The 17245-nt window shown below is 56.2% G+C and carries 23 protein-coding genes; 6 read left to right on the top strand and 17 right to left on the bottom strand.

Annotation, left to right across the window (positions count from 1 at the left end):
• Position 1: 1 nt before the first annotated feature.
• From ACAM27_RS07115 to ACAM27_RS07095, 5 genes are all read right to left on the bottom strand, one after another.
• The gene (locus ACAM27_RS07115) at positions 2–1309 is read right to left on the bottom strand and encodes an MFS transporter (protein ID WP_369612760.1); all 1308 of its coding nucleotides are present in this window, start codon (positions 1307–1309) and stop codon (positions 2–4) included.
• A 17-nt stretch (positions 1310–1326) separates the two neighbouring features.
• Positions 1327–1836 carry a hypothetical protein gene (locus ACAM27_RS07110; protein ID WP_369612759.1) on the bottom strand — a complete coding sequence of 170 codons (510 nt, stop codon included), beginning with the start codon at positions 1834–1836 and terminating at the stop codon, positions 1327–1329.
• Positions 1836–2165, bottom strand: coding sequence for a YqjD family protein (locus ACAM27_RS07105; RefSeq protein WP_011786381.1), 330 nt, complete (start codon positions 2163–2165; stop codon positions 1836–1838). Before ACAM27_RS07105 ends, ACAM27_RS07110 begins: the two co-directional genes overlap by 1 nt.
• Positions 2166–2314: 149 nt before the next feature.
• The gene (locus tag ACAM27_RS07100; protein WP_369612758.1) at positions 2315–2740 is read right to left on the bottom strand and encodes a GGDEF domain-containing protein; all 426 of its coding nucleotides are present in this window, start codon (positions 2738–2740) and stop codon (positions 2315–2317) included.
• Positions 2728–3438 carry a 7TM-DISM domain-containing protein gene (locus ACAM27_RS07095; RefSeq protein WP_369612757.1) on the bottom strand — a complete coding sequence of 237 codons (711 nt, stop codon included), beginning with the start codon at positions 3436–3438 and terminating at the stop codon, positions 2728–2730. Before ACAM27_RS07095 ends, ACAM27_RS07100 begins: the two co-directional genes overlap by 13 nt.
• A gap of 196 nt (positions 3439–3634) precedes the next feature.
• On the opposite strand from ACAM27_RS07095, the gene ACAM27_RS07090 reads away from it, so the two are divergent.
• Both ACAM27_RS07090 and eutC read left to right on the top strand, forming a co-directional pair.
• Positions 3635–5038: an ethanolamine ammonia-lyase subunit EutB gene (locus ACAM27_RS07090; RefSeq protein WP_369612756.1), complete on the top strand. Its 1404-nt coding sequence runs from the start codon at positions 3635–3637 to the stop codon at positions 5036–5038.
• Positions 5039–5040: 2 nt separating this feature from the next.
• On the top strand, positions 5041–5865 hold the full coding sequence (gene eutC, locus ACAM27_RS07085) for an ethanolamine ammonia-lyase subunit EutC (RefSeq protein ID WP_369612755.1): 825 nt from the start codon (positions 5041–5043) through the stop codon (positions 5863–5865).
• 6 nt (positions 5866–5871) lie between these two features.
• Here eutC and ACAM27_RS07080 read toward each other — a convergent pair whose 3' ends face one another.
• From ACAM27_RS07080 to ACAM27_RS07065, 4 genes are all read right to left on the bottom strand, one after another.
• On the bottom strand, positions 5872–6258 hold the full coding sequence (locus tag ACAM27_RS07080; protein WP_181800110.1) for a DUF2750 domain-containing protein: 387 nt from the start codon (positions 6256–6258) through the stop codon (positions 5872–5874).
• A gap of 36 nt (positions 6259–6294) precedes the next feature.
• A complete protein-coding gene (locus ACAM27_RS07075) occupies positions 6295–6933 on the bottom strand; it encodes an SDR family oxidoreductase (protein WP_369612754.1) in 639 nt (212 codons plus the stop codon).
• Between the two features lie 68 nt (positions 6934–7001).
• On the bottom strand, positions 7002–7334 hold the full coding sequence (locus ACAM27_RS07070) for a ribbon-helix-helix domain-containing protein (RefSeq protein ID WP_011786387.1): 333 nt from the start codon (positions 7332–7334) through the stop codon (positions 7002–7004).
• A 54-nt stretch (positions 7335–7388) separates the two neighbouring features.
• A complete protein-coding gene (locus ACAM27_RS07065) occupies positions 7389–7970 on the bottom strand; it encodes a DJ-1/PfpI family protein (protein WP_369612753.1) in 582 nt (193 codons plus the stop codon).
• Positions 7971–8128: 158 nt separating this feature from the next.
• On the opposite strand from ACAM27_RS07065, the gene ACAM27_RS07060 reads away from it, so the two are divergent.
• The gene (locus ACAM27_RS07060) at positions 8129–8797 is read left to right on the top strand and encodes a glutathione S-transferase family protein (protein WP_011786389.1); all 669 of its coding nucleotides are present in this window, start codon (positions 8129–8131) and stop codon (positions 8795–8797) included.
• 24 nt (positions 8798–8821) lie between these two features.
• Here the strand turns inward: ACAM27_RS07060 and ACAM27_RS07055 are convergent, their stop codons facing one another.
• The 4 genes from ACAM27_RS07055 to ACAM27_RS07040 form a co-directional block, all read right to left on the bottom strand.
• Complete coding sequence (locus ACAM27_RS07055; protein WP_011786390.1) at positions 8822–9277, bottom strand: GatB/YqeY domain-containing protein; 456 nt, start codon at positions 9275–9277, stop codon at positions 8822–8824.
• A gap of 82 nt (positions 9278–9359) precedes the next feature.
• A complete protein-coding gene (locus tag ACAM27_RS07050) occupies positions 9360–10097 on the bottom strand; it encodes a ZIP family metal transporter (protein ID WP_023009196.1) in 738 nt (245 codons plus the stop codon).
• A 26-nt stretch (positions 10098–10123) separates the two neighbouring features.
• Positions 10124–10579 (bottom strand): DUF4112 domain-containing protein, encoded by a 456-nt coding sequence (locus ACAM27_RS07045; RefSeq protein ID WP_011786392.1) that lies wholly within the window; start codon positions 10577–10579, stop codon positions 10124–10126.
• A gap of 51 nt (positions 10580–10630) precedes the next feature.
• Positions 10631–12058: a PLP-dependent aminotransferase family protein gene (locus ACAM27_RS07040; protein ID WP_369612752.1), complete on the bottom strand. Its 1428-nt coding sequence runs from the start codon at positions 12056–12058 to the stop codon at positions 10631–10633.
• Positions 12059–12246: 188 nt separating this feature from the next.
• Between ACAM27_RS07040 and ACAM27_RS07035 the strand changes: the two genes are divergently transcribed.
• The gene (locus ACAM27_RS07035) at positions 12247–12762 is read left to right on the top strand and encodes a pyridoxamine 5'-phosphate oxidase family protein (protein WP_369612751.1); all 516 of its coding nucleotides are present in this window, start codon (positions 12247–12249) and stop codon (positions 12760–12762) included.
• Positions 12763–12836: 74 nt separating this feature from the next.
• Entirely contained in the window at positions 12837–13289 is a 453-nt protein-coding gene (locus ACAM27_RS07030) for an MgtC/SapB family protein (protein WP_183576690.1), read from the top strand.
• A gap of 34 nt (positions 13290–13323) precedes the next feature.
• Here ACAM27_RS07030 and ACAM27_RS07025 read toward each other — a convergent pair whose 3' ends face one another.
• A complete protein-coding gene (locus ACAM27_RS07025) occupies positions 13324–13956 on the bottom strand; it encodes a class I SAM-dependent methyltransferase (RefSeq protein ID WP_369612750.1) in 633 nt (210 codons plus the stop codon).
• 167 nt (positions 13957–14123) lie between these two features.
• Here ACAM27_RS07025 and ACAM27_RS07020 point away from each other — a divergent pair, with 167 nt between their 5' ends.
• Positions 14124–14690, top strand: a complete 567-nt coding sequence (locus ACAM27_RS07020; RefSeq protein WP_369612749.1) for a DUF2845 domain-containing protein — start codon at positions 14124–14126, stop codon at positions 14688–14690.
• A 20-nt stretch (positions 14691–14710) separates the two neighbouring features.
• Here the strand turns inward: ACAM27_RS07020 and ACAM27_RS07015 are convergent, their stop codons facing one another.
• The 3 genes from ACAM27_RS07015 to ACAM27_RS07005 all read right to left on the bottom strand — a co-directional run bounded on the left by ACAM27_RS07015 (position 14711) and on the right by ACAM27_RS07005 (position 17162).
• Positions 14711–15871, bottom strand: a complete 1161-nt coding sequence (locus ACAM27_RS07015) for an AI-2E family transporter (RefSeq protein ID WP_014422323.1) — start codon at positions 15869–15871, stop codon at positions 14711–14713.
• A 153-nt stretch (positions 15872–16024) separates the two neighbouring features.
• Positions 16025–16186, bottom strand: a complete 162-nt coding sequence (locus ACAM27_RS07010; protein WP_022992820.1) for a hypothetical protein — start codon at positions 16184–16186, stop codon at positions 16025–16027.
• Between the two features lie 100 nt (positions 16187–16286).
• Entirely contained in the window at positions 16287–17162 is an 876-nt protein-coding gene (locus ACAM27_RS07005) for a bifunctional transcriptional activator/DNA repair enzyme AdaA (RefSeq protein ID WP_369612748.1), read from the bottom strand.
• Positions 17163–17245: the final 83 nt, after the last annotated feature.

The following is a 17245-nucleotide window of genomic DNA, read 5'->3' as shown; positions in this document are numbered from 1 at the left end:
GTCAGTCCTTCGCTTTTCGGGCCTCAGTCGCAGGCACTTTCAGCATCAACACAAACCCGATCAGCAGGAACAGCAAGATCGTACTCATGCCCCAACGCTGGCTGTCGGTAACCGACGTCACCCAACCCACCAGCAAAGGGCCGGCAAACGCGGTCGCCTTCCCGGAAAAGGCGAACAGGCCGAACATCTGAGTCTGCAGATGCGGCGGGGCCACACGGGCCAGATGAGAACGACTGGCCGATTGCAGCGGCCCAACGAAAATGCCCAGAATCATGCCCCATATCCAGAACGCGGTGGCCCCATCCACCACCAGAATCGCGAACGCACTGCAGCCCAGGCCCACCAGCGACAGCAGGATGGTATTGCGACCACCCAGGGCATCGTCAATCCAGGCAAAGCCCAGCGCGCCCAGCCCGGCAGTGACGTTCAGGGCAATGGCGAACTGCAGCACTTCAGTGGGGCTCATGTTGAACGTGCCGGCAGCATAGACGCCACCGAAGGTAAAAATCGTCGCCAGGCCATCGGTGTACAGCATCCTCGCAATCAGAAACCGCACGATGTCCCGGTACTGCCGTACATGAGCAATGGATTGTTTCAGTTGGGCCAGCCCGGCCCGCGTCGCCGCCCCCAGACTCAAACCGGTTGACGGACGATCCGGGATAAAAAAGAACGCCGGCAAGGCAAATACCAGATACCACACGGCCACCAGAACAAAGGTTGCCCGCACGTGCTCTGCGGCGTCTCGATCAAGGTTAAAAAACGTGCCGTCCGCTTCGATAAAGCCGTAGAGCGCCACCACCAGACTGGCGATACCGCCCACATAACCCAGTCCCCAGGCCCAGCCAGACCACCGTCCGGTACGCTCCGGCCGAGCCAGATCCGGCAACATCGAGTTATAGAAGATGAAAGCGAACTCAGCCCCGAGTGTACCCAACCCCACCCACAGAGCGGCCGTCCAGAACTGACTCTGATCCGGCGTCACCGTCCACAACATGGCCGACGAAATCACACACAGGAGTGTAAAACTGATCAACCAGGGTTTGCGCCGGCCTGACTGATCGGCAATAGCACCGAGAATTGGAGCAAGTATGGCAATCACCACCCCGGCTATACCAACGATGTTGCCCCATGCCCGCGTGCCCGCCACTTCATCCTGAATCACTGAGACGCTGAAGTACTGGGCGAAGACAAACGTAAGAATGATCGTAAAGAAGGCACTGTTTGCCCAGTCGTAGAGCGCCCAAGACCAGAGTGCGCGTTTATTCTCCGGCGCACCAGGTAGGCTTGACTGTAATGGTGATGGTGGCATGTCTTGCTCTTGGTCTGTTACTGCGTTGTTTCCGACTGGCTATCGGAAGGTTGTGAGCCAGACATATGCTCGGGCTTGGCAGCACGTTCAGCTTCGGCTTCCTTCATCAAAACCATACCGCCCTGAAGCAACAGAGACTTCAACCGGGGATCTCCCTGTTCGGCGATGCCCAGCACAAAAGCAATAGACGCCGATTCCAGAGGGTTCTTTCGAATCAGGTTCCTTAAAGATTCTACCGGCGATGACATGCCTGAACTTTCGCCGGAATCGGCCTGTCCGTGAGACCTGGCCGACCGCGTCATACGATAGAAAAAAAGCACTAACAGGAGAATACAGAAAAAGCCCGTCACGGCCATCGCACCGGCTTCACCCAGCACAGGAGCCAGGGCCAGCGTGGCGGCGTTGACGAGCATGTAAAAACCGGTAATGAGCAGGGCCACCATCAAAACCAGCGCCAGCAGTAAACCCAGAACTGCCGCCACTACCTTGCGCAGCGCGCCCTGCAACCAGGCCGAGTCAGGCATCATCAGCGATCCAACAAGCGACCCACCAACAACCCGGCCAGAAACATAAGAACAATACTGAGGAATGGACGCTCTTCAATTTTGTGTTCCACGTTTTCCACCGCTTTGCCGCTGACATCCTTTGCGCGATCAAGGGCTTCATCGCCCCGCCGCTTTACCTGGTCAAACGCTTCCCGGCTTTCGCGGCGTATCTCGTCTCGGAGATGACTGATGTTGTTCTTCTGGCCTTCAGCGACGCTTCTGGTCAGCTTGGCCATATCTTCCTGAAGACGGCGCAGATCCTCACGGACCTGTTCGTACTCATTTTGTTGACCGGATTTCGCTTCCATCATCTTGCCTCCTTATCAGTATGATTACTGCTATTTCGGCTATGGCTGCGTGTATCCAAAAGCAACCACGGTCACTCCAACTCTAGCACAGGGTTCAAACAACGTGATTAGCGCTTCTTAATGTGCGAGACGCCATTGGCGGATCTCCACCCTCAGGTGGGTAGGGCCTTGCCTGCCGGACCATCATAGCCACAAACCCGGTTGCGGCCCCCGGCCTTGGCTTCATACAGTGAACGGTCGGCCCGTTTGACCGCCCCCTCCACAGATTCCAGAAGGGGGTTTACCTCAGCCAAACCGACACTTACTGTGACTTGAACCGACAACCCATCGCCTCCATCAATGATCATGGCTTCGACAGCGTTCCTGATACGTTCAGCACAGCCAAACGCCTCTGCCAGATCCGCACCCGGCAGAAGAATGACGAATTCCTCACCACCGAAGCGCGCGACCAGATCCCTGTCCCGGCTGAACTGACGAAATACGGAGGCAACTTCTACCAGAACCAGGTCGCCCACATTGTGGCCATGGGTGTCATTGACCGCTTTGAAATGATCGATATCAATGGCTATAACCGACAACGGCTCACCGAGAAGGTCACTACCATCATCAGGGCGCCAAGACTGCTGGCAGGCTTCAGGGCCGTCGCGATATCAAACAGGCCGTAAACAAACGTCACCACCAGCAATGCCAGCATACCTTGAAGCACGCGATGTTCGGTTCGAAAACACTCATGTGTTTCGAAAATGGCCATCATGAACAACAGCAGGAAAATCGGCGTGGTTATCAACAAAAGGTTCAGAACAAACACTGCATCGCCGTAGGCATTGAACGCCTTCGCCACCAAACCGTAAGACAGCGCGATCCAGACCAGGCCTGAAATCAGATAGAGCGAGTAGTAAATGTTTTCCTTCTTGCTGGTGGCGAAATACAAAAGGCCGTTATAGAAGACCAGCGCCAGCATCATCCCCACCATAAGGGCAATATCGAGGTGCCCGCCGGCTAGCGCCCGCCGGGAATTCTCGTCATCGTATACCTTCAACGAGAACCACTGGTGTGAGTATGCGTGACTACGCACATACACAACCGTCGTTTTCCCGGCTTGCAGTTCGAACGGATACACCAGTGTTCCCCGATACATGGCAGGGTGGGCGTCAGCCTCATTGAGGTTAACGGAAAGGCGATTGACGACGCGTGAGGAGCGCTCTTCAACAATATCGATTGAACGAACGTGATAAGCCTTGGGAAGGTGCAGAAACAGCAAACGGCCAAGCGCCATTGAGGGTTTCCTTACACCTGCAGGGGTTCCAAGTCTAGCACCTGTCGCAATTCAAGGCAGTAGAACCTTAGACCGAGTCAGTTTCCCAATCGGTTGGCAAATTGAGAGACAGCATCCGCTTCAAGAAACTACAGTGTAGTTAAAGGAATCTGATCGTGGGTTCGGCAGAGACACCCCGGGACTAAAGGAGAAGACCATGAGTGGCCGGTATACATACCGTATGGGATTTCAGACCATGGATTTCAGGGACCTGGGGACCTTGATGGCAAAGGCAACGCCAGAGCGCTCAGGCGATCATCTCGCCGGCGTTGGCGCAGCGTCGGCTGAAGAGCGGGTACTGGCACAAATGTGTCTGGCCGACCTGCCACTCAAGACATTTCTGACCGACGCCCTGATTCCCTATGAAACGGATGAGGTAACCCGCCTGATCATGGACTCTCATGACGCCGCCGCCTTCGCCCCCGTTTCTCACCTGACGGTCGGCGATTTCCGGAACTGGCTTCTGAGCGATAACGCCTCGCCGGAGATGCTGGCGCGACTACGCCCCGGTCTTACGCCGGAAATGGTGGCTGCGGTCAGCAAGCTCATGCGCAACCAGGATCTGATCCTGGTTGCGCAGAAATGCCAGATAACCACAGCGTTCCGAAACACCGTCGGGTTGCCGGGGCGCCTTTCCACCCGGCTGCAACCGAACCACCCTACAGATGACATGGCAGGCATCGCCGCCAGCATTCTTGATGGCCTGCTTTATGGCAATGGCGACGCCGTCATCGGCATTAATCCAGCGACCGATAACGTGGCTCAAACCAAGCGGCTACTGACCATGGTCGACGAGGTAATCCAGCGCTACGACATTCCAACTCAGTCTTGCGTACTTACGCACGTGACCAACACCCTCGAAGCCATCGAGCAGGGAGCGCCCGTAGATCTGGTTTTCCAGTCTATAGGCGGCACCGAAGCCACCAACCAGAGTTTCGGGTTCAACCTCGCCACCCTGAAAGAGGCCCAGGAAGCCGCCCTGAGCCTGAAACGCGGGTCCGTCGGCCAAAACGTAATGTACTTTGAAACCGGTCAGGGTAGCGCCCTCTCCGCCAATGCTCACCATGGCGTTGACCAGCAAACCTGCGAGGCCAGGGCCTACGCGGTCGCCCGTCATTTTGACCCGCTGCTGGTGAATACGGTGGTCGGCTTTATTGGCCCGGAATATCTCTATGATGGCAAACAGATCACCCGGGCAGGCCTGGAGGATCATTTCTGCGGAAAGCTGCTCGGGCTGCCGATGGGTTGCGACATCTGCTACACCAATCACGCCGAAGCCGACCAGAATGATATGGATAACCTGCTGACGCTGCTCGGAGTCGCCGGATGCACATTCATCATGGGCATTCCAGGGTCGGATGACATCATGCTCAATTACCAGACCACGTCATTCCACGACGCCCTTTACGCCCGCCGTGTGCTCAACCTGAAACCGGCACCGGAGTTCGAGCAATGGTTGCGTGCCATGCAGATTTTCGAGGATTCGGATGGGGTGGCGCTGAATAACGACATACCAGCGGCCTTCCGCCACAGCCTCTCCGGCCCGCGAAGGAGAGCATAACCATGACCGACTCAAAGTTCCCGACCGTCGTTCACAACCCCTGGCGAGGTCTGCGCCAGTACACCCCAGCCCGCATCGGCCTTGGCAGGGCGGGCGTCAGCCTCCCCACAGCAGAGCTTCTTGAGTTTCAGCTGGCCCATGCCCGCGCCAGGGATGCCGTGCACCATCCACTGGATATTGAGCAGTTGATCGTCGAATTCCAGCAGATACCCGAGATGTCGGCCCTGGGCCCACCGATTCAACTTCAGAGCCAGGCACCAGACCGGGCCTGCTACCTGCAAAGGCCGGATCTGGGGCGTGTTCTGAGCGAATCATCCAGCAGCCGTCTACAATCGTCGAAAACAGGCTCTGCTGAGCCCCCTGATCTGGCCATAGTGATCGCCGACGGACTGTCAGCCAGAGCCGTGCAGCAAAACGCCCCGGCGTTCATGCGCAGCTTCCTCCGGAAACTGGCCCATGACGGCTCTGAGTGGCGGGTTGCAGCACCCCTGCTGGTAGAACAGGGGCGCGTAGCGATTGGCGACCACATAGGCCAGGTGCTCGGGACACAACAAGTGGTGGTACTGATCGGCGAGCGACCGGGGCTCAGCTCACCCGACAGCCTCGGCGTCTACCTTACTCATCATCCCGAGCCGGGGCTGCCAGACGCCCGCCGCAACTGCGTATCCAACATCCGCCCTGCCGGACTGGGGGTGGAACAGGCGAGCGAGAAAGTGATCTACCTTCTTAAGGAAGCCAGGCGACTGGGCACCTCAGGGGTCGCCCTAAAGGATCGAAGCGAAGAAGTGGAACTGACCGTATCAGAGAGGGGGAATTTTCTGGTGTAGCCGGGATCAGAAAGATCCCGACAACACTTCCTGAAGATCCTGCTTCAGCTCTTCCGGCTGCGTTATCCATAGCTCACTGTCGGCGCCCGGAAAAACACCCACCTCAAGCCCGTCACGGCTTAACCCGGGCACCCACTTTTTGAAGAAGTCCGGCAATGAAATCGCTTTGGGGCTCAGGTCACCCGAAGGCCCTGCATAATCTGCTGCAAAGCCCTCAGCGGGCCACACCGGGAGATATCCGACGCCATCTTCCTCCGAGACAATTTTGAGAAACTGGTTATCGCCATTGACCAGTATCCAGAGCTCACGCTCTTCCACCACAGCATCCAGAAAATAGTCATAGCGTTCTTCGCCATCCATTTCCAGAATCGAGGCTAACGGGTTATCGCTCATTGCGGCTCTCTTGTTGATCATGCCGGCGGATGCGGCTTACAGGTTCGCCAGCGCATCACGCACCGGCACATCTCCAGACACTACATCAAAAACGCAATTGCCGGTATTGTCAGAATCCAGCACAGCCAACAGAACCCGGGCAACGTCCTGGCGAGGAATCTCTCCGAACGCGTCCAGTCGCTCGCTGACAGACACCTTACCGTTGCCATCGTCATTGGTAAGTCGGCCAGGGCGCACAATGGTGTAATTCAGACCACTGTTTTTCAGGTGTTCATCGGCATTACGCTTGGCACGCAGGTAATGCTGAAGCTTTTCAGGGCCTTTTTCGGGCTCTTCAGCTCGCATACTGCTGACCATGATGAAACGTTTGACGCCCATGGCCCTGGCGGTATCCACGAGTCGAATCGCGCCATCCTGATCCACATCTACCGTTTTGTCCGGACCAGTATGGGGGCCGGACCCGGCCGTAAAGATAACGGCGTCACAGCCCCGCATCGCTTCGCTGCAATCCTGCTCCAGGTCGCCAATCACCGTTTCCGTGGCACCAAGCTGCTGCAACTCCGGCCCCTGATCTGCGTGGCGAACCAGTGCTCGTGCCTCATGCCTGCTATCCGCGATTTCCTGTAATAGAAAACGCCCGATCTGCCCGTTGGCTCCGGCAATGAATACATGCATGGGGTGCCTCCCCTGTCAGTTTTGTGAAATGAACCTACCCTACTAGCTGCGCCCGGACGGCCGATAATTCAAGGGACCGACGCGACCCGGGACTGGGCCTTACCCGATGAATGAGCCGTTATCAGGGGAACGGGACGGGCTTCGCGCTGCGCCAGATAGCGTGTGCAGCTTACACGGAGAAAGGAGGCGAAGTTCTCTACTTCACCTCTCAGTTCCATCACCTCTTCGTGGAGTTTGGTGATGAGCTGATTGGTGGTCATGCCGTCCACTTCGGCAATCTCCCGGAGAATATCCCAGAACTGGTTCTCAAGCCGAAGCGTTGTGACCACCCCCCGGATACGGAGAGAACGGGACCGACTTTCAAACAGGATCGGGTCGGCTTTCACATAGAGTTCACACATGGAGTCCGTCTCCTGTGATAACGGCAGCCTCCAGCGGAGGCTGCCGGGTTAAGACTAGATCGAGATCTCAGCACCAAGCAGTTTAACAAACGCCGCCAACCACGCTGGATGAGCAGGCCAGGCCGGAGCCGTCACGAGATTACCCTGTACGTGTGCCTGATCGACCGGAATGTCCATGTAGCGACCACCGGCCATCTTCACATCCGGTCCACAGGCCGGATAGGCACTGCACTCGCGGCCCTCCAGCACACCGGCGGCAGCCAGGATCTGGGCACCATGACAGACCGACGCAATGGGTTTGCCCGCGTTGTTGAACGCCTGCACGATCTCAATCACCCGCTCATTCAGGCGCAGGTACTCCGGGCCCCGACCACCGGGAATCACCAGCCCGGCATAGTCATCAACCTGAACCTTATCGAAATCGTAATTGAGCGCGAAGTTATGACCCGGCTTTTCGGTGTAAGTCTGGTCACCTTCGAAATCATGGATGGCGGTTTTCACGCTGTCGCCGGATTTCTTTTCCGGGCAAACCGCGTGTACTTCGTAGCCCAGCATGGTCAGTGCCTGGAACGGCACCATGGTCTCGTAGTCTTCGGTGAAATCGCCGGCCAGCAGCAACAGTTTTTTATTCGACATGTTCATTCCTCCCTGTTTGATCAACAATGCATATCCATCATGCGCCACTTTCAACAGGGATAGGTAACAGCGGAATACTACATTTCGAGTGAACCAATCAGCCTTTTTCAGCCTACTGTATACCCTGACCACTTATAAAACGGGAACGGAGCTTCCGAATGATCACAGTTCACCACCTCAATAATTCACGTTCACAACGCATTCTCTGGATGCTGGAAGAACTAGGCGTACCCTACGAGATCCAGCGCTATGAGCGCGACCCTGAAACCATGCTGGCTCCAGCCAGTCTCAAGAAGGTGCACCCCCTCGGAAAGTCCCCGGTCATCACCGACGGAGATCTGGTGGTTGCCGAATCCGGTGCCATCATCGAATATCTGGCGCACACTTATGGTAAAGACACCATGCTGCCCGAAGCCGGAGGCCAACAGTGGCTGGATTACACCTACTGGATGCACTATGCCGAGGGCTCACTGATGCCACCGCTGGTCATGCGCCTGGTGTTTGAAAAGGTGAAGACCAGCCCAATGCCGTTCTTTATCAAGCCGATCGCCAAAGGAATTTCGGACAAAACCAACCAGATTTTTATCGGCCCGATGATCAAGACCCACCTGGACTTCGTGGAGTCACAACTGGCCAAAAACACCTGGTTTCTTGGGGAACAGCTGAGTGCGGCGGATATTCAGATGAGCTTTCCTCTGGAGGCATCCGTCGCCAGGGGCATCGTTGGTAACGACAGGCCAAACATCAAGGCCTGGGTAGCGCGGGTGCATGCGCGCCCCGCGTACCAGAGAGCACTGGAGAAAGGTGGAGACTACGACTTCGCTTGACCAGGCCGTGGTCCCAGCGCTGGCTTAACCCGCCAGCGCAGCTCGAACTTTCTTGCTCAGATGCCCCATATCCACCCGGCCGAGCACCTGAGGCTTGAGTTCATTCATCACGTTTCCCATGTCCTGCATACCGGAGGCTCCCGTCGCGTTAATGGTTTCGCGGATAAGCGCATCCAGATCGTCCTCAGACAGCGCGGCAGGCATAAACTCCTCGATGATCACCATTTCCGAGCGCTCTTTGTCTGCCAGTTCGCCCCGGCCTGCGTCATCATATTGTGCAGCGGCGTCCCGGCGCTGTTTCAACATCTTGTCCAGCACCTTCAGAACATCGTCATCAGTGAGTTCCCGGCGCTCGTCGACCTCAATCTGCTTCACCGCAGCCTGAGCCATACGTAGCGTCACCAGGCGATCTTTGTCCTTGCTCCGCATTGCGTCCTTGACTGCGCTGGAAAGTTTTTCCTTAAGTGATGTATCCGCCACGGTTAGTCTCCTGTTCTGGGAAAATAAAAAGTAAACAACGCATAAAGGGCAGAATGATAGCCAAACTACGCCGGAACGTCCCCTATCCGGATAACGCGACCTCTCCCATCACCCCAAGCAGAAAGCCTGCAAGCGCACCCAATGGTGGCGCCCAGTGTTTTTTCAGGCGTACCTGAGGCGCTATGTCCTGGAAAATGATGTAGAGAATACCGCCTGCCGCAAACAGCATGATGCCGGATACTACACTCGGGGCATCCGACAGCAGAAAGTAGCCAAGGGCACCGGCCACCGGCCCAAGCAACGCCATCAGCGCCAGGGCACCCACAATCTTCAATCCTCGATAATGGGTCGCATCCACCAGTTCCCGATAGGAGTTAAAGCCCTCGGGAATATTCTGCAACGCAATGATGCCGGCCAGCAGAATTCCGCCCTCACTGGACACCGAGAAAGTGGCGCCGAGGGCCATGGCTTCCGGTACAAAATCCGAAAGCATGGCCACCAACTGGCTCGCCGGTGTGCCGTTGGCAGCCAGCCATCGATCCAGAAGCATAAAGCTGATACCGCCTCCGGCAAAACAGACAACGATGCCCACCATGGACAAGTTAGCCGTCCCTTCTGGCACCAGTACCAGCGCAACAGCCGCCAGCAGCGCGCCACCGCCAAACGCGATCACACTGTGCCGCACCTCGGTTTCCAGCCAGCGCGGGTGAATACGCTCCACCGATGCCAGTGCTGCGCCCACAGGCATTGCAAGACCGGCCATCAATGTCAGTAGTAGTATCTGCATAAGGCCATTGGCCTGAAGTGCGTCCAGCATCATGCTCTATCCATAGTCAGTTCGGGTGATCAAAGAATGAGCGACAAACCACCGGTTATCACTGCAAACAGAATCGACAACCCAATCAGCGTTCCCCAGGGGAACGGCGGTGGCGGTGGTTCAATCGCCAATTCCTTCTCAAGATAGTTTCTCAGCAGTCTGGTATTGCGAGTATTCGCCTTATACACGGCATCAAAGGCATCTCCCACCACCGGCAACAGGCCACCCAGAAAATCGATGACCATATTTCTGAGCATTCTTAACTTCACAGCCTTGCTGGCGCCCGCCCGTTGCGCTTCTACCAGCACATAGCCCGACAGGATCAGGCCAGCCATATCACCAACCACCGGTAACAGCCCGATGATGGCCTCTATGCCAATCCGGAACCTGGTAAATGGAAGGCCGATGCTGCTGTCCATCAGACGACTGAACCGGTCAAGACGATCCAGAATGGCGCGCTGTCTCGCCTCGGATGGTGTTGTCATGCTGCTTCCCTTTGCTATTCCGACGGATTTTGAGTCAATTACAAGCTGCGGTTACATTCGGGTTAACGCGCTTCTGAGGATGCTGACGCAATCCTCCATTTCCCGCTCACTGGCACTGGCAAACCCCATGACCAGACCGGATGATGCGGTATCTCCGATGTAGTGCGCACTCAATGGCGTGCTGCCAAAGCCTTGTTTCCTCAGCCATCCACTCAAGGCTGAGTCATCAAACCGGCCTTCAAGCACAAGATGCATACCCGCACTCTCGGCCACCGGGTGCACCAGATCCCCGAGTTTCCTCTGCACCGCGTTCTGGAAGTACTGCCACTTGTCCCGATACAACTGACGCATCCGGCGAACGTGTCGAACGAACTGGCCACTCTCCATAAACTCGGCAATAGTGGCCTGTATCAGCAAGGGCGTTTCGCCACCACTGACCTGTTTGGCCCAGAGCACCGGCTCCACTACTTCCTCCGGAAGAACGACATATCCCACTCTTAATGCCGGCAGCAGCGTTTTGCTGAAACTTCCCACGTAAAGTACCGGCGCATTGTCGAACATACCCTGCACCGCCGCAAACGGCTTGTTGAAGAAATGAAATTCGCTGTCATAGTCGTCTTCCACTATCCAGCAATCGTTCTGCCGAGCCCACTGCACCAGGGCCATCCGTTGGGAGAGGTCCAGAATCCCCCCCATGGGATATTGATGGGTGGGGGTGCAGAACAGCAACCTGGCAGAGCCCAGATGTGGCAAAGCGGTCACATCAAGAACCTGATTTTTCAGGGGAATGGGCACCAACGGGTTGCCAAGGCGCCCCAGCGCGTTGCGGGCACCTCGATAGCCCGGATTCTCGCAAAGGACACGATCGCCGGGGCTCAGAAACACATCCGCCAGCAACGACAAAGCCTGCTGCGCACCATTGGTGATCACTATCTGATCGGCATGGCAACGCACGCCACGCGACGTTTGGAGGTAGTCCGCAATGGCCGTCCGCAGCGGCAGGTAGCCCTGAGTACTGTCATAACCGCGAAGCCCCCGCCGGCTTTCCTGATGGTGCAGCACGCGGTTCCAGGCGTTGACGGGAAAGGCATCGAGATCCGGCAGGCCGGGCTGAAATGGCAGGCAGGCATCTTCCGCTCTGCGGGGAGTCCCACGCAACCTGTTTGGCAGTGAAGGCAGTCGGAAACTCCCGCCAGAGGGTATTTGCAATTTTTTTCCAGCCGGTTCGATAGCCGACCCGATATCCTCGTGAACGAATACTCCCCTACCTGCCTGGCTCTGAAGGAAGCCTTCTGCTTTCAACTGATCGTAGACCGCATTCACTGTGTTCCGACTGACGCCAAGATCCTCCGCCATCTGGCGACTGGACGGCAACCGGTGTCCCGGAGGATAACGTTGAGCCAGAATTCGATCAGCCAACTGTCGATAGAGCTGAAGCTGCAGAGGTTGGTCAGCACCAAACCGAATATCATCAATCACAACCACTGGTCCTATAAAAAAACACAATCTGGGTCTTTTGAGGGTATCAGAAGTGACGTGAAATAGAACGCAACTGTCCAACCTACAACTTTGAGGACCAGCGAATGAATCAGCCAGATACTCAACTAGCCTCACCTCTCACGTCCTGCCCAAGGAGCACCGTGAGGCGGGCCACAAAAAGAGCGTCGGTGGACCGCCAGGTTGCCTATACGCTGATTGACCGACTCAAAACCGCGCACCTGGGCTTTGTGGAGGACGGCGAGCCCCGAATCATCCCGATTACCGCCTGGCGAATGGATGGCCACCTGTACGTTCACACCCTCAATGGAGGCCGGTTGTCAAAACGCCTCGGCTCGGGCCAACTCCTTTGCATCTCGTTTGCCGTCACCAATGAATGGGTTTTGACCAAGTCTGCGTACCACCACAGCGCCAACTACGAATCTCTGGTGTTGTTCGGCCGCGCCCAACTCGTAGAGGACACTGCAGAATTCGACGCCGCATTCCGGGCCATCATCAACCAGATTGAGCCAGGGCGTTGGGAGCAGGTACGGGCACCGAACCAGAAGGAGCGCCAGGCAACCGCGCTGTTCCGGATACCGATTGAGGAAGGCTCATTCAAGAGCCGGACCGGTGGCCCCAACGAAGATCCCGAGGATATGGAATTGCCAATATGGCACGGAACCGTGTCGGCAGTAACCTCATAAAAGGACGATCCCGGCCTTACCTGCTAATCTGCGTGAGCAGATACAAACAAAACTGAAAGACCAGGAGACGATCTGTGCTGGAAAGCGAAATCCCCTTAATGGACATGGTCATTCGACTGCTTATGGCGGCTGGCCTGGCACTGGTGCTCGGGCTTGAACGTGAACTACGAGGGAAGCCAGCGGGACTGCGATCGCACATGCTCGTCTCCGTGGGGGCATCCGCATTCATCATGATGGGCATGCACATTTTGCTCGCCACGGCGGAAGGCGACCCTTCCGCCCGAATAGACCCCACACGCATTGTCGAAGGCGTGATTGGCGGCATTGGCTTTCTGGGCGCCGGCAGTATCATCCAGAGCCGCGGCAATGTTCAGGGCATTACCACGGGAGCCTCCATCTGGGTATCCGGCGCCATTGGCGTAGCCTGCGGCCTTGGCACCCTGGCCCTTGCCAGCATGGTGACGGTGCTTTCACTGATTATCGTGGTCGTGCTTGGCCGATTCGAGCGGGATGTCATCAACGATTGAGATCCCGACCACACAAACCAGCGCCTGTAAAAAATCAACCCGGACGGGCTGCAATCAGAAAGTAAACATCCGGCGAACGTTCGGGCACCCAACGATGCTGAATCTGGAATCCAGCATCGTTCAGGCTCTGTTCCAGAGCCTCTCGCGACAGAAAGGTAACGGCAGGCGCCAATCTCAACCAGCGGGCCAGTACCACAACAGGTTTCAGATAACGACGGGTGGTTTGCAGGCAGGCGGTATTACTGATGAAAACGCCCCCCGGCTTGAGCATTTGAAAAACCTGACGAATTGCCCGGTCCGGGTCCGGCAGAAGGTGCAGGATGTTGAGGCCGAGTATGGCATCATACCGTTGTTGACGCTTCTGCAGCTCATCCAGCGTTGCCACCTCGAGGCGAAGGTTACTGATGTCTTGTTCAGATTCAGCTACCCTCTGCCGGGCGATTTCGATCATGTTTGAAGACGCATCAGTGGCGAGATAAGAACGCACTTTCGGGGCATGAATGATGGCCGTCGATGCGGTTCCGCATCCAAACTCCATTACATCCATCTCCGGCCGGAGGAATTCCTGCGTCAGTGCCAGTTTTCGGAGATAGGCCTCCTGGTCCGCGATTGGCCGTTTGGCATAGCGGGCTGCAGTGCGATCCCAAAACGTGATAGACCAGCTCATGTTGCTCCCTTCCCTGTGATTATCTCCCCTCGGAGCAAACATATTACCCCTGCCGTACTATTAGCAGTATTAACAAATTCCGGGTTAGTTAGTTGTCCTCGAGTTCAATTATTAAATTTAGACTCTTGATCTTGAAAAAGGTCAGTCGAAAGGCGCACATTTAACCCATGACCAGATTGCAGAAACTTCTATGCCTACTTGCCATGACGACACTGGCACAGGCAAGCAAAGGCGAACTTCGATGTGGCACCTCGCTGGTAGGCGATGGCGCCTGGCCCCTGGAAGTCGAAAAAACCTGCGGGCGACCTGACTATGTATCGGAGTATCCAACAGCAACAATGCCTGGTCTTGGCGTCGTTCAAACTGAAGAGCACTGGTACTACAATCCAGGCCCACAACAATTTATCAAGCGACTGGTTTTTCGTAACGGCAAACTCGTTCGTGTGGATAGTTTGGGCTACGGCTTCCATGTTGCCCGATCTCCGAGCTGCAGCACCAGCACGCTTCGCCATGCGAAAACCGAATACGAACTGATAGCCCGGTGCGGAGAGCCAGCGTCCAAAAGGGTGGAATGGCAGATCCCTTCAAAACATAAAAACCGGGAACACTGGGAAACAACCCAACCCGTGTTGGTTCAGGAGTGGTTGTATGAATTCTCGAGTAACCAATTCCGGCAAGTTGTAACGCTAAGGGACGGGCAGGTGACCGATATCGAATCCCGCGCCGATCGATAACAAAATGCCTAAAAAGCCGTTCATTTCCCCAACAACTCCCCTACCGGACGAAAGTTCACCACATGATCGCAGACGGATTTTGCGATCATGAGAATGGGCGTAGCCACAATCAAGCCCACTGGCCCCCACAACCAGCCCCAGAACAACAATCCGATAAAAATGGCGACGGCATTCAAACTGGAGACGTAACTCGTCAGCCACGGCATCAGCAGATTCCCCTGAATACTGGTGATGACCAGCGATGTAAGCGCAACAATCACGGCAGTATTGAGCTCGCCGAACTGCAGAAATGCGGCCACCCCAGAGCCGACCAGAACCAGGAAAGGCCCCAGATACGGCACACCACTGGCAATACCAGCCACCACGCCCCACAAAGCCGCTTGTTCAACTCCTAATAGCAGGAATGCCAGCCAGGTGAGAATGCCGACAAAAAGCGCACTGATGACCATGACAAAAAGGAACCGGCGTACCTGGTGATGCAGCTCGTTCATAATTCGTGCCGCCTTGCGCATACGCCGGAACGACGGACCGGATATTCTAACGATCTTGCGCCGATATAGCTTGCCGACGGAAAGCAGGAAAAACACCAGTAAAAGCACAGAAAACATCTGGGAAATCAGCACTAATGTGGCCGGCGAGTTGCGGATCACGTAATCACGAACGTCCATCGGCTCGTCCACCAGCCGCACGGGTGTCACGCCGGCCTGAACAGCCGGTTCCTCCTGGCTTTTCTCGGCGGTTTCCTCAATCTGCTTGGCGGCAATCTGGGCTTTTTCCATGATGCTTTCTTCATCCTCGGACGCAGACGCATCTTCACGCTGAAGCTCCTTGATGGCCTGGGGAATCTTGTCCAGCATGGCCATGGCTTCCTGCTTGAGTGGCACACTTGCCGCCGCCAGAATCGCTATCAGTGCGCAAAGAACCAGAGCTGCACCCAATGGACGGGGTATGTGAATCCGATCCAGTGTCGCCACCAACGGATCCAGGGCGTAACTGATCAAAACTGCGACCACAAGGGGCAGCAGAACAGGCTGGGCCCAGTCGATAAAATACAGGGAGGCGATGCTGGTCAGCACAATCAACGACATGCTGCGGATATTGATGGCTTCAATCAGGGCCGTGGTTGAGTCCTGTTCACCCGAACCCGACCCGACACCCGGGCTTTCCTCGTTGTGACTCATAACCGCAGCTATGCCTCATATCAGATCCATGATTCAGAAGAGTGTAGCTTGCCTGCTGCCGGCCAGTGGTTACGATATTTTATGGTGTGGTTCGACTGATATGAGTGGCACATAAACAAAAAGGCAGCCGAGGCTACCTTTTTTAAAAATCTCTTAATTACTCTTCAGATTAATCTGCTTCGGGCCAGCCGAGGTCAACTGCGAACTCTTACCTTTAGCCACATACTCAACGCGCCCACCGGACTTTAAAAAGGCAGCCGTCTGCTCTTCAATCTCTGCAGACGTTAAAACAACTTTGACGACTTTCTTGCTCATGAGATTTCCCCGATTGGATATCGGCCTGTTCGCCAATATCAAAGCAACAGTGTAGCTGAAACAGGAAATAATTGCCGGGGGAGTGCTTCAGGGTCGTTTATTAACGCACAAGACTCCTCCGCTCAGCCTCCAACAACACCCGCTTTCGCTCCAATCCCCATCGATAACCGCCAAGGCCGCCATCCCCTCGCAGTACCCGATGGCAGGGAATCAGCACGCCAATCCGGTTCTTGCCACAAGCCGACGCCACGGCCCTCACTGCCCTGGGCTTGTCGATCCTCGCGGCCACCTCGCTGTAGCTCAGGACATCGCCCTCGCGGATACTCAACAGAAACTGCCAGACTTTGACCTGAAACGCGGTACCTCGCATATCCAACGGCAAATCCGGCCGTGGGCCTCCCGCACTGATATGCTGATCCAGGGCTTCCATCCAGGCATCAAGTTCCGGGGCGTTCCGGGCTGGTGAGGCGGTCAGCTCAGCCTCAGGAAATTCCGACCTCAGTCGGCCAACCAGCGACGCTTCATCGTCACCGAATTCCACAAAGCAAACACCCCTATCCGTCGCCGCCATCATCATCAGCCCCAGTGCGGTGGTTCGGCCGGCATAGACAATGGCTTCACCCGCACCACCGGCCCGATAGGCCCTGGGGGGCATACCGATGCTACGGTTCGCTTCACCGTAGACACGACTGACCGAACCAAACCCGGAGGCGAATATCGCGTCCGTCACTTTACTCCCGTCTTTCAGGGATTGCTTGAAGCGCCGCATGCGGACGGCATCCTGATAGGCTTTTGGAGAGACACCAAACGCCGCCTTGAACTGTTTCTGTAAACGGGACGGTGACAGAGCGGCCACCTTCGCCAGGCTCGAGAGCGTGAGTGCTTCATCGGCGTGCATCTCGATGTGCTGTGCCACCCTGACCAGCCTGGCCACCCGTGCACTCTCTCCTGCCGCAGAGTCGCCGACGCCTGTCATCCAATCGCTATCCTGTTCCGGGGAGCGGGACATCTCATCACCCTTTTAATCATGGTCGTCGCGATGAGTAAAACCGACTTCGC

This window comes from Marinobacter sp. RI1 (assembly GCF_041155085.1).
Taxonomy (GTDB): domain Bacteria; phylum Pseudomonadota; class Gammaproteobacteria; order Pseudomonadales; family Oleiphilaceae; genus Marinobacter; species Marinobacter nauticus.
The sequence above is the reverse complement of the archived record's forward strand: the minus strand, read 5'-3'. Positions and strand labels throughout refer to the sequence as shown.

Excerpts from the sequence above, each read along its gene's own strand:
- ACAM27_RS07115 (WP_369612760.1), bottom strand. The coding sequence starts at position 1,309 with ATGCCACCATCACCATTACAGTCAAGCCTACCTGGTGCGCCGGAGAAT.
- ACAM27_RS07110 (WP_369612759.1), bottom strand. The coding sequence starts at position 1,836 with ATGATGCCTGACTCGGCCTGGTTGCAGGGCGCGCTGCGCAAGGTAGTG.
- ACAM27_RS07105 (WP_011786381.1), bottom strand. The coding sequence starts at position 2,165 with ATGATGGAAGCGAAATCCGGTCAACAAAATGAGTACGAACAGGTCCGT.
- ACAM27_RS07095 (WP_369612757.1), bottom strand. The coding sequence starts at position 3,438 with ATGGCGCTTGGCCGTTTGCTGTTTCTGCACCTTCCCAAGGCTTATCAC.
- ACAM27_RS07090 (WP_369612756.1), top strand. The coding sequence starts at position 3,635 with ATGAGTGGCCGGTATACATACCGTATGGGATTTCAGACCATGGATTTC.
- eutC (WP_369612755.1), top strand. The coding sequence starts at position 5,041 with ATGACCGACTCAAAGTTCCCGACCGTCGTTCACAACCCCTGGCGAGGT.
- ACAM27_RS07080 (WP_181800110.1), bottom strand. The coding sequence starts at position 6,258 with ATGAGCGATAACCCGTTAGCCTCGATTCTGGAAATGGATGGCGAAGAA.
- ACAM27_RS07075 (WP_369612754.1), bottom strand. The coding sequence starts at position 6,933 with ATGCATGTATTCATTGCCGGAGCCAACGGGCAGATCGGGCGTTTTCTA.
- ACAM27_RS07070 (WP_011786387.1), bottom strand. The coding sequence starts at position 7,334 with ATGTGTGAACTCTATGTGAAAGCCGACCCGATCCTGTTTGAAAGTCGG.
- ACAM27_RS07065 (WP_369612753.1), bottom strand. The coding sequence starts at position 7,970 with ATGTCGAATAAAAAACTGTTGCTGCTGGCCGGCGATTTCACCGAAGAC.
- ACAM27_RS07060 (WP_011786389.1), top strand. The coding sequence starts at position 8,129 with ATGATCACAGTTCACCACCTCAATAATTCACGTTCACAACGCATTCTC.
- ACAM27_RS07050 (WP_023009196.1), bottom strand. The coding sequence starts at position 10,097 with ATGATGCTGGACGCACTTCAGGCCAATGGCCTTATGCAGATACTACTA.
- ACAM27_RS07045 (WP_011786392.1), bottom strand. The coding sequence starts at position 10,579 with ATGACAACACCATCCGAGGCGAGACAGCGCGCCATTCTGGATCGTCTT.
- ACAM27_RS07025 (WP_369612750.1), bottom strand. The coding sequence starts at position 13,956 with ATGAGCTGGTCTATCACGTTTTGGGATCGCACTGCAGCCCGCTATGCC.
- ACAM27_RS07020 (WP_369612749.1), top strand. The coding sequence starts at position 14,124 with ATGACCAGATTGCAGAAACTTCTATGCCTACTTGCCATGACGACACTG.
- ACAM27_RS07015 (WP_014422323.1), bottom strand. The coding sequence starts at position 15,871 with ATGAGTCACAACGAGGAAAGCCCGGGTGTCGGGTCGGGTTCGGGTGAA.
- ACAM27_RS07010 (WP_022992820.1), bottom strand. The coding sequence starts at position 16,186 with ATGAGCAAGAAAGTCGTCAAAGTTGTTTTAACGTCTGCAGAGATTGAA.
- ACAM27_RS07005 (WP_369612748.1), bottom strand. The coding sequence starts at position 17,162 with ATGACAGGCGTCGGCGACTCTGCGGCAGGAGAGAGTGCACGGGTGGCC.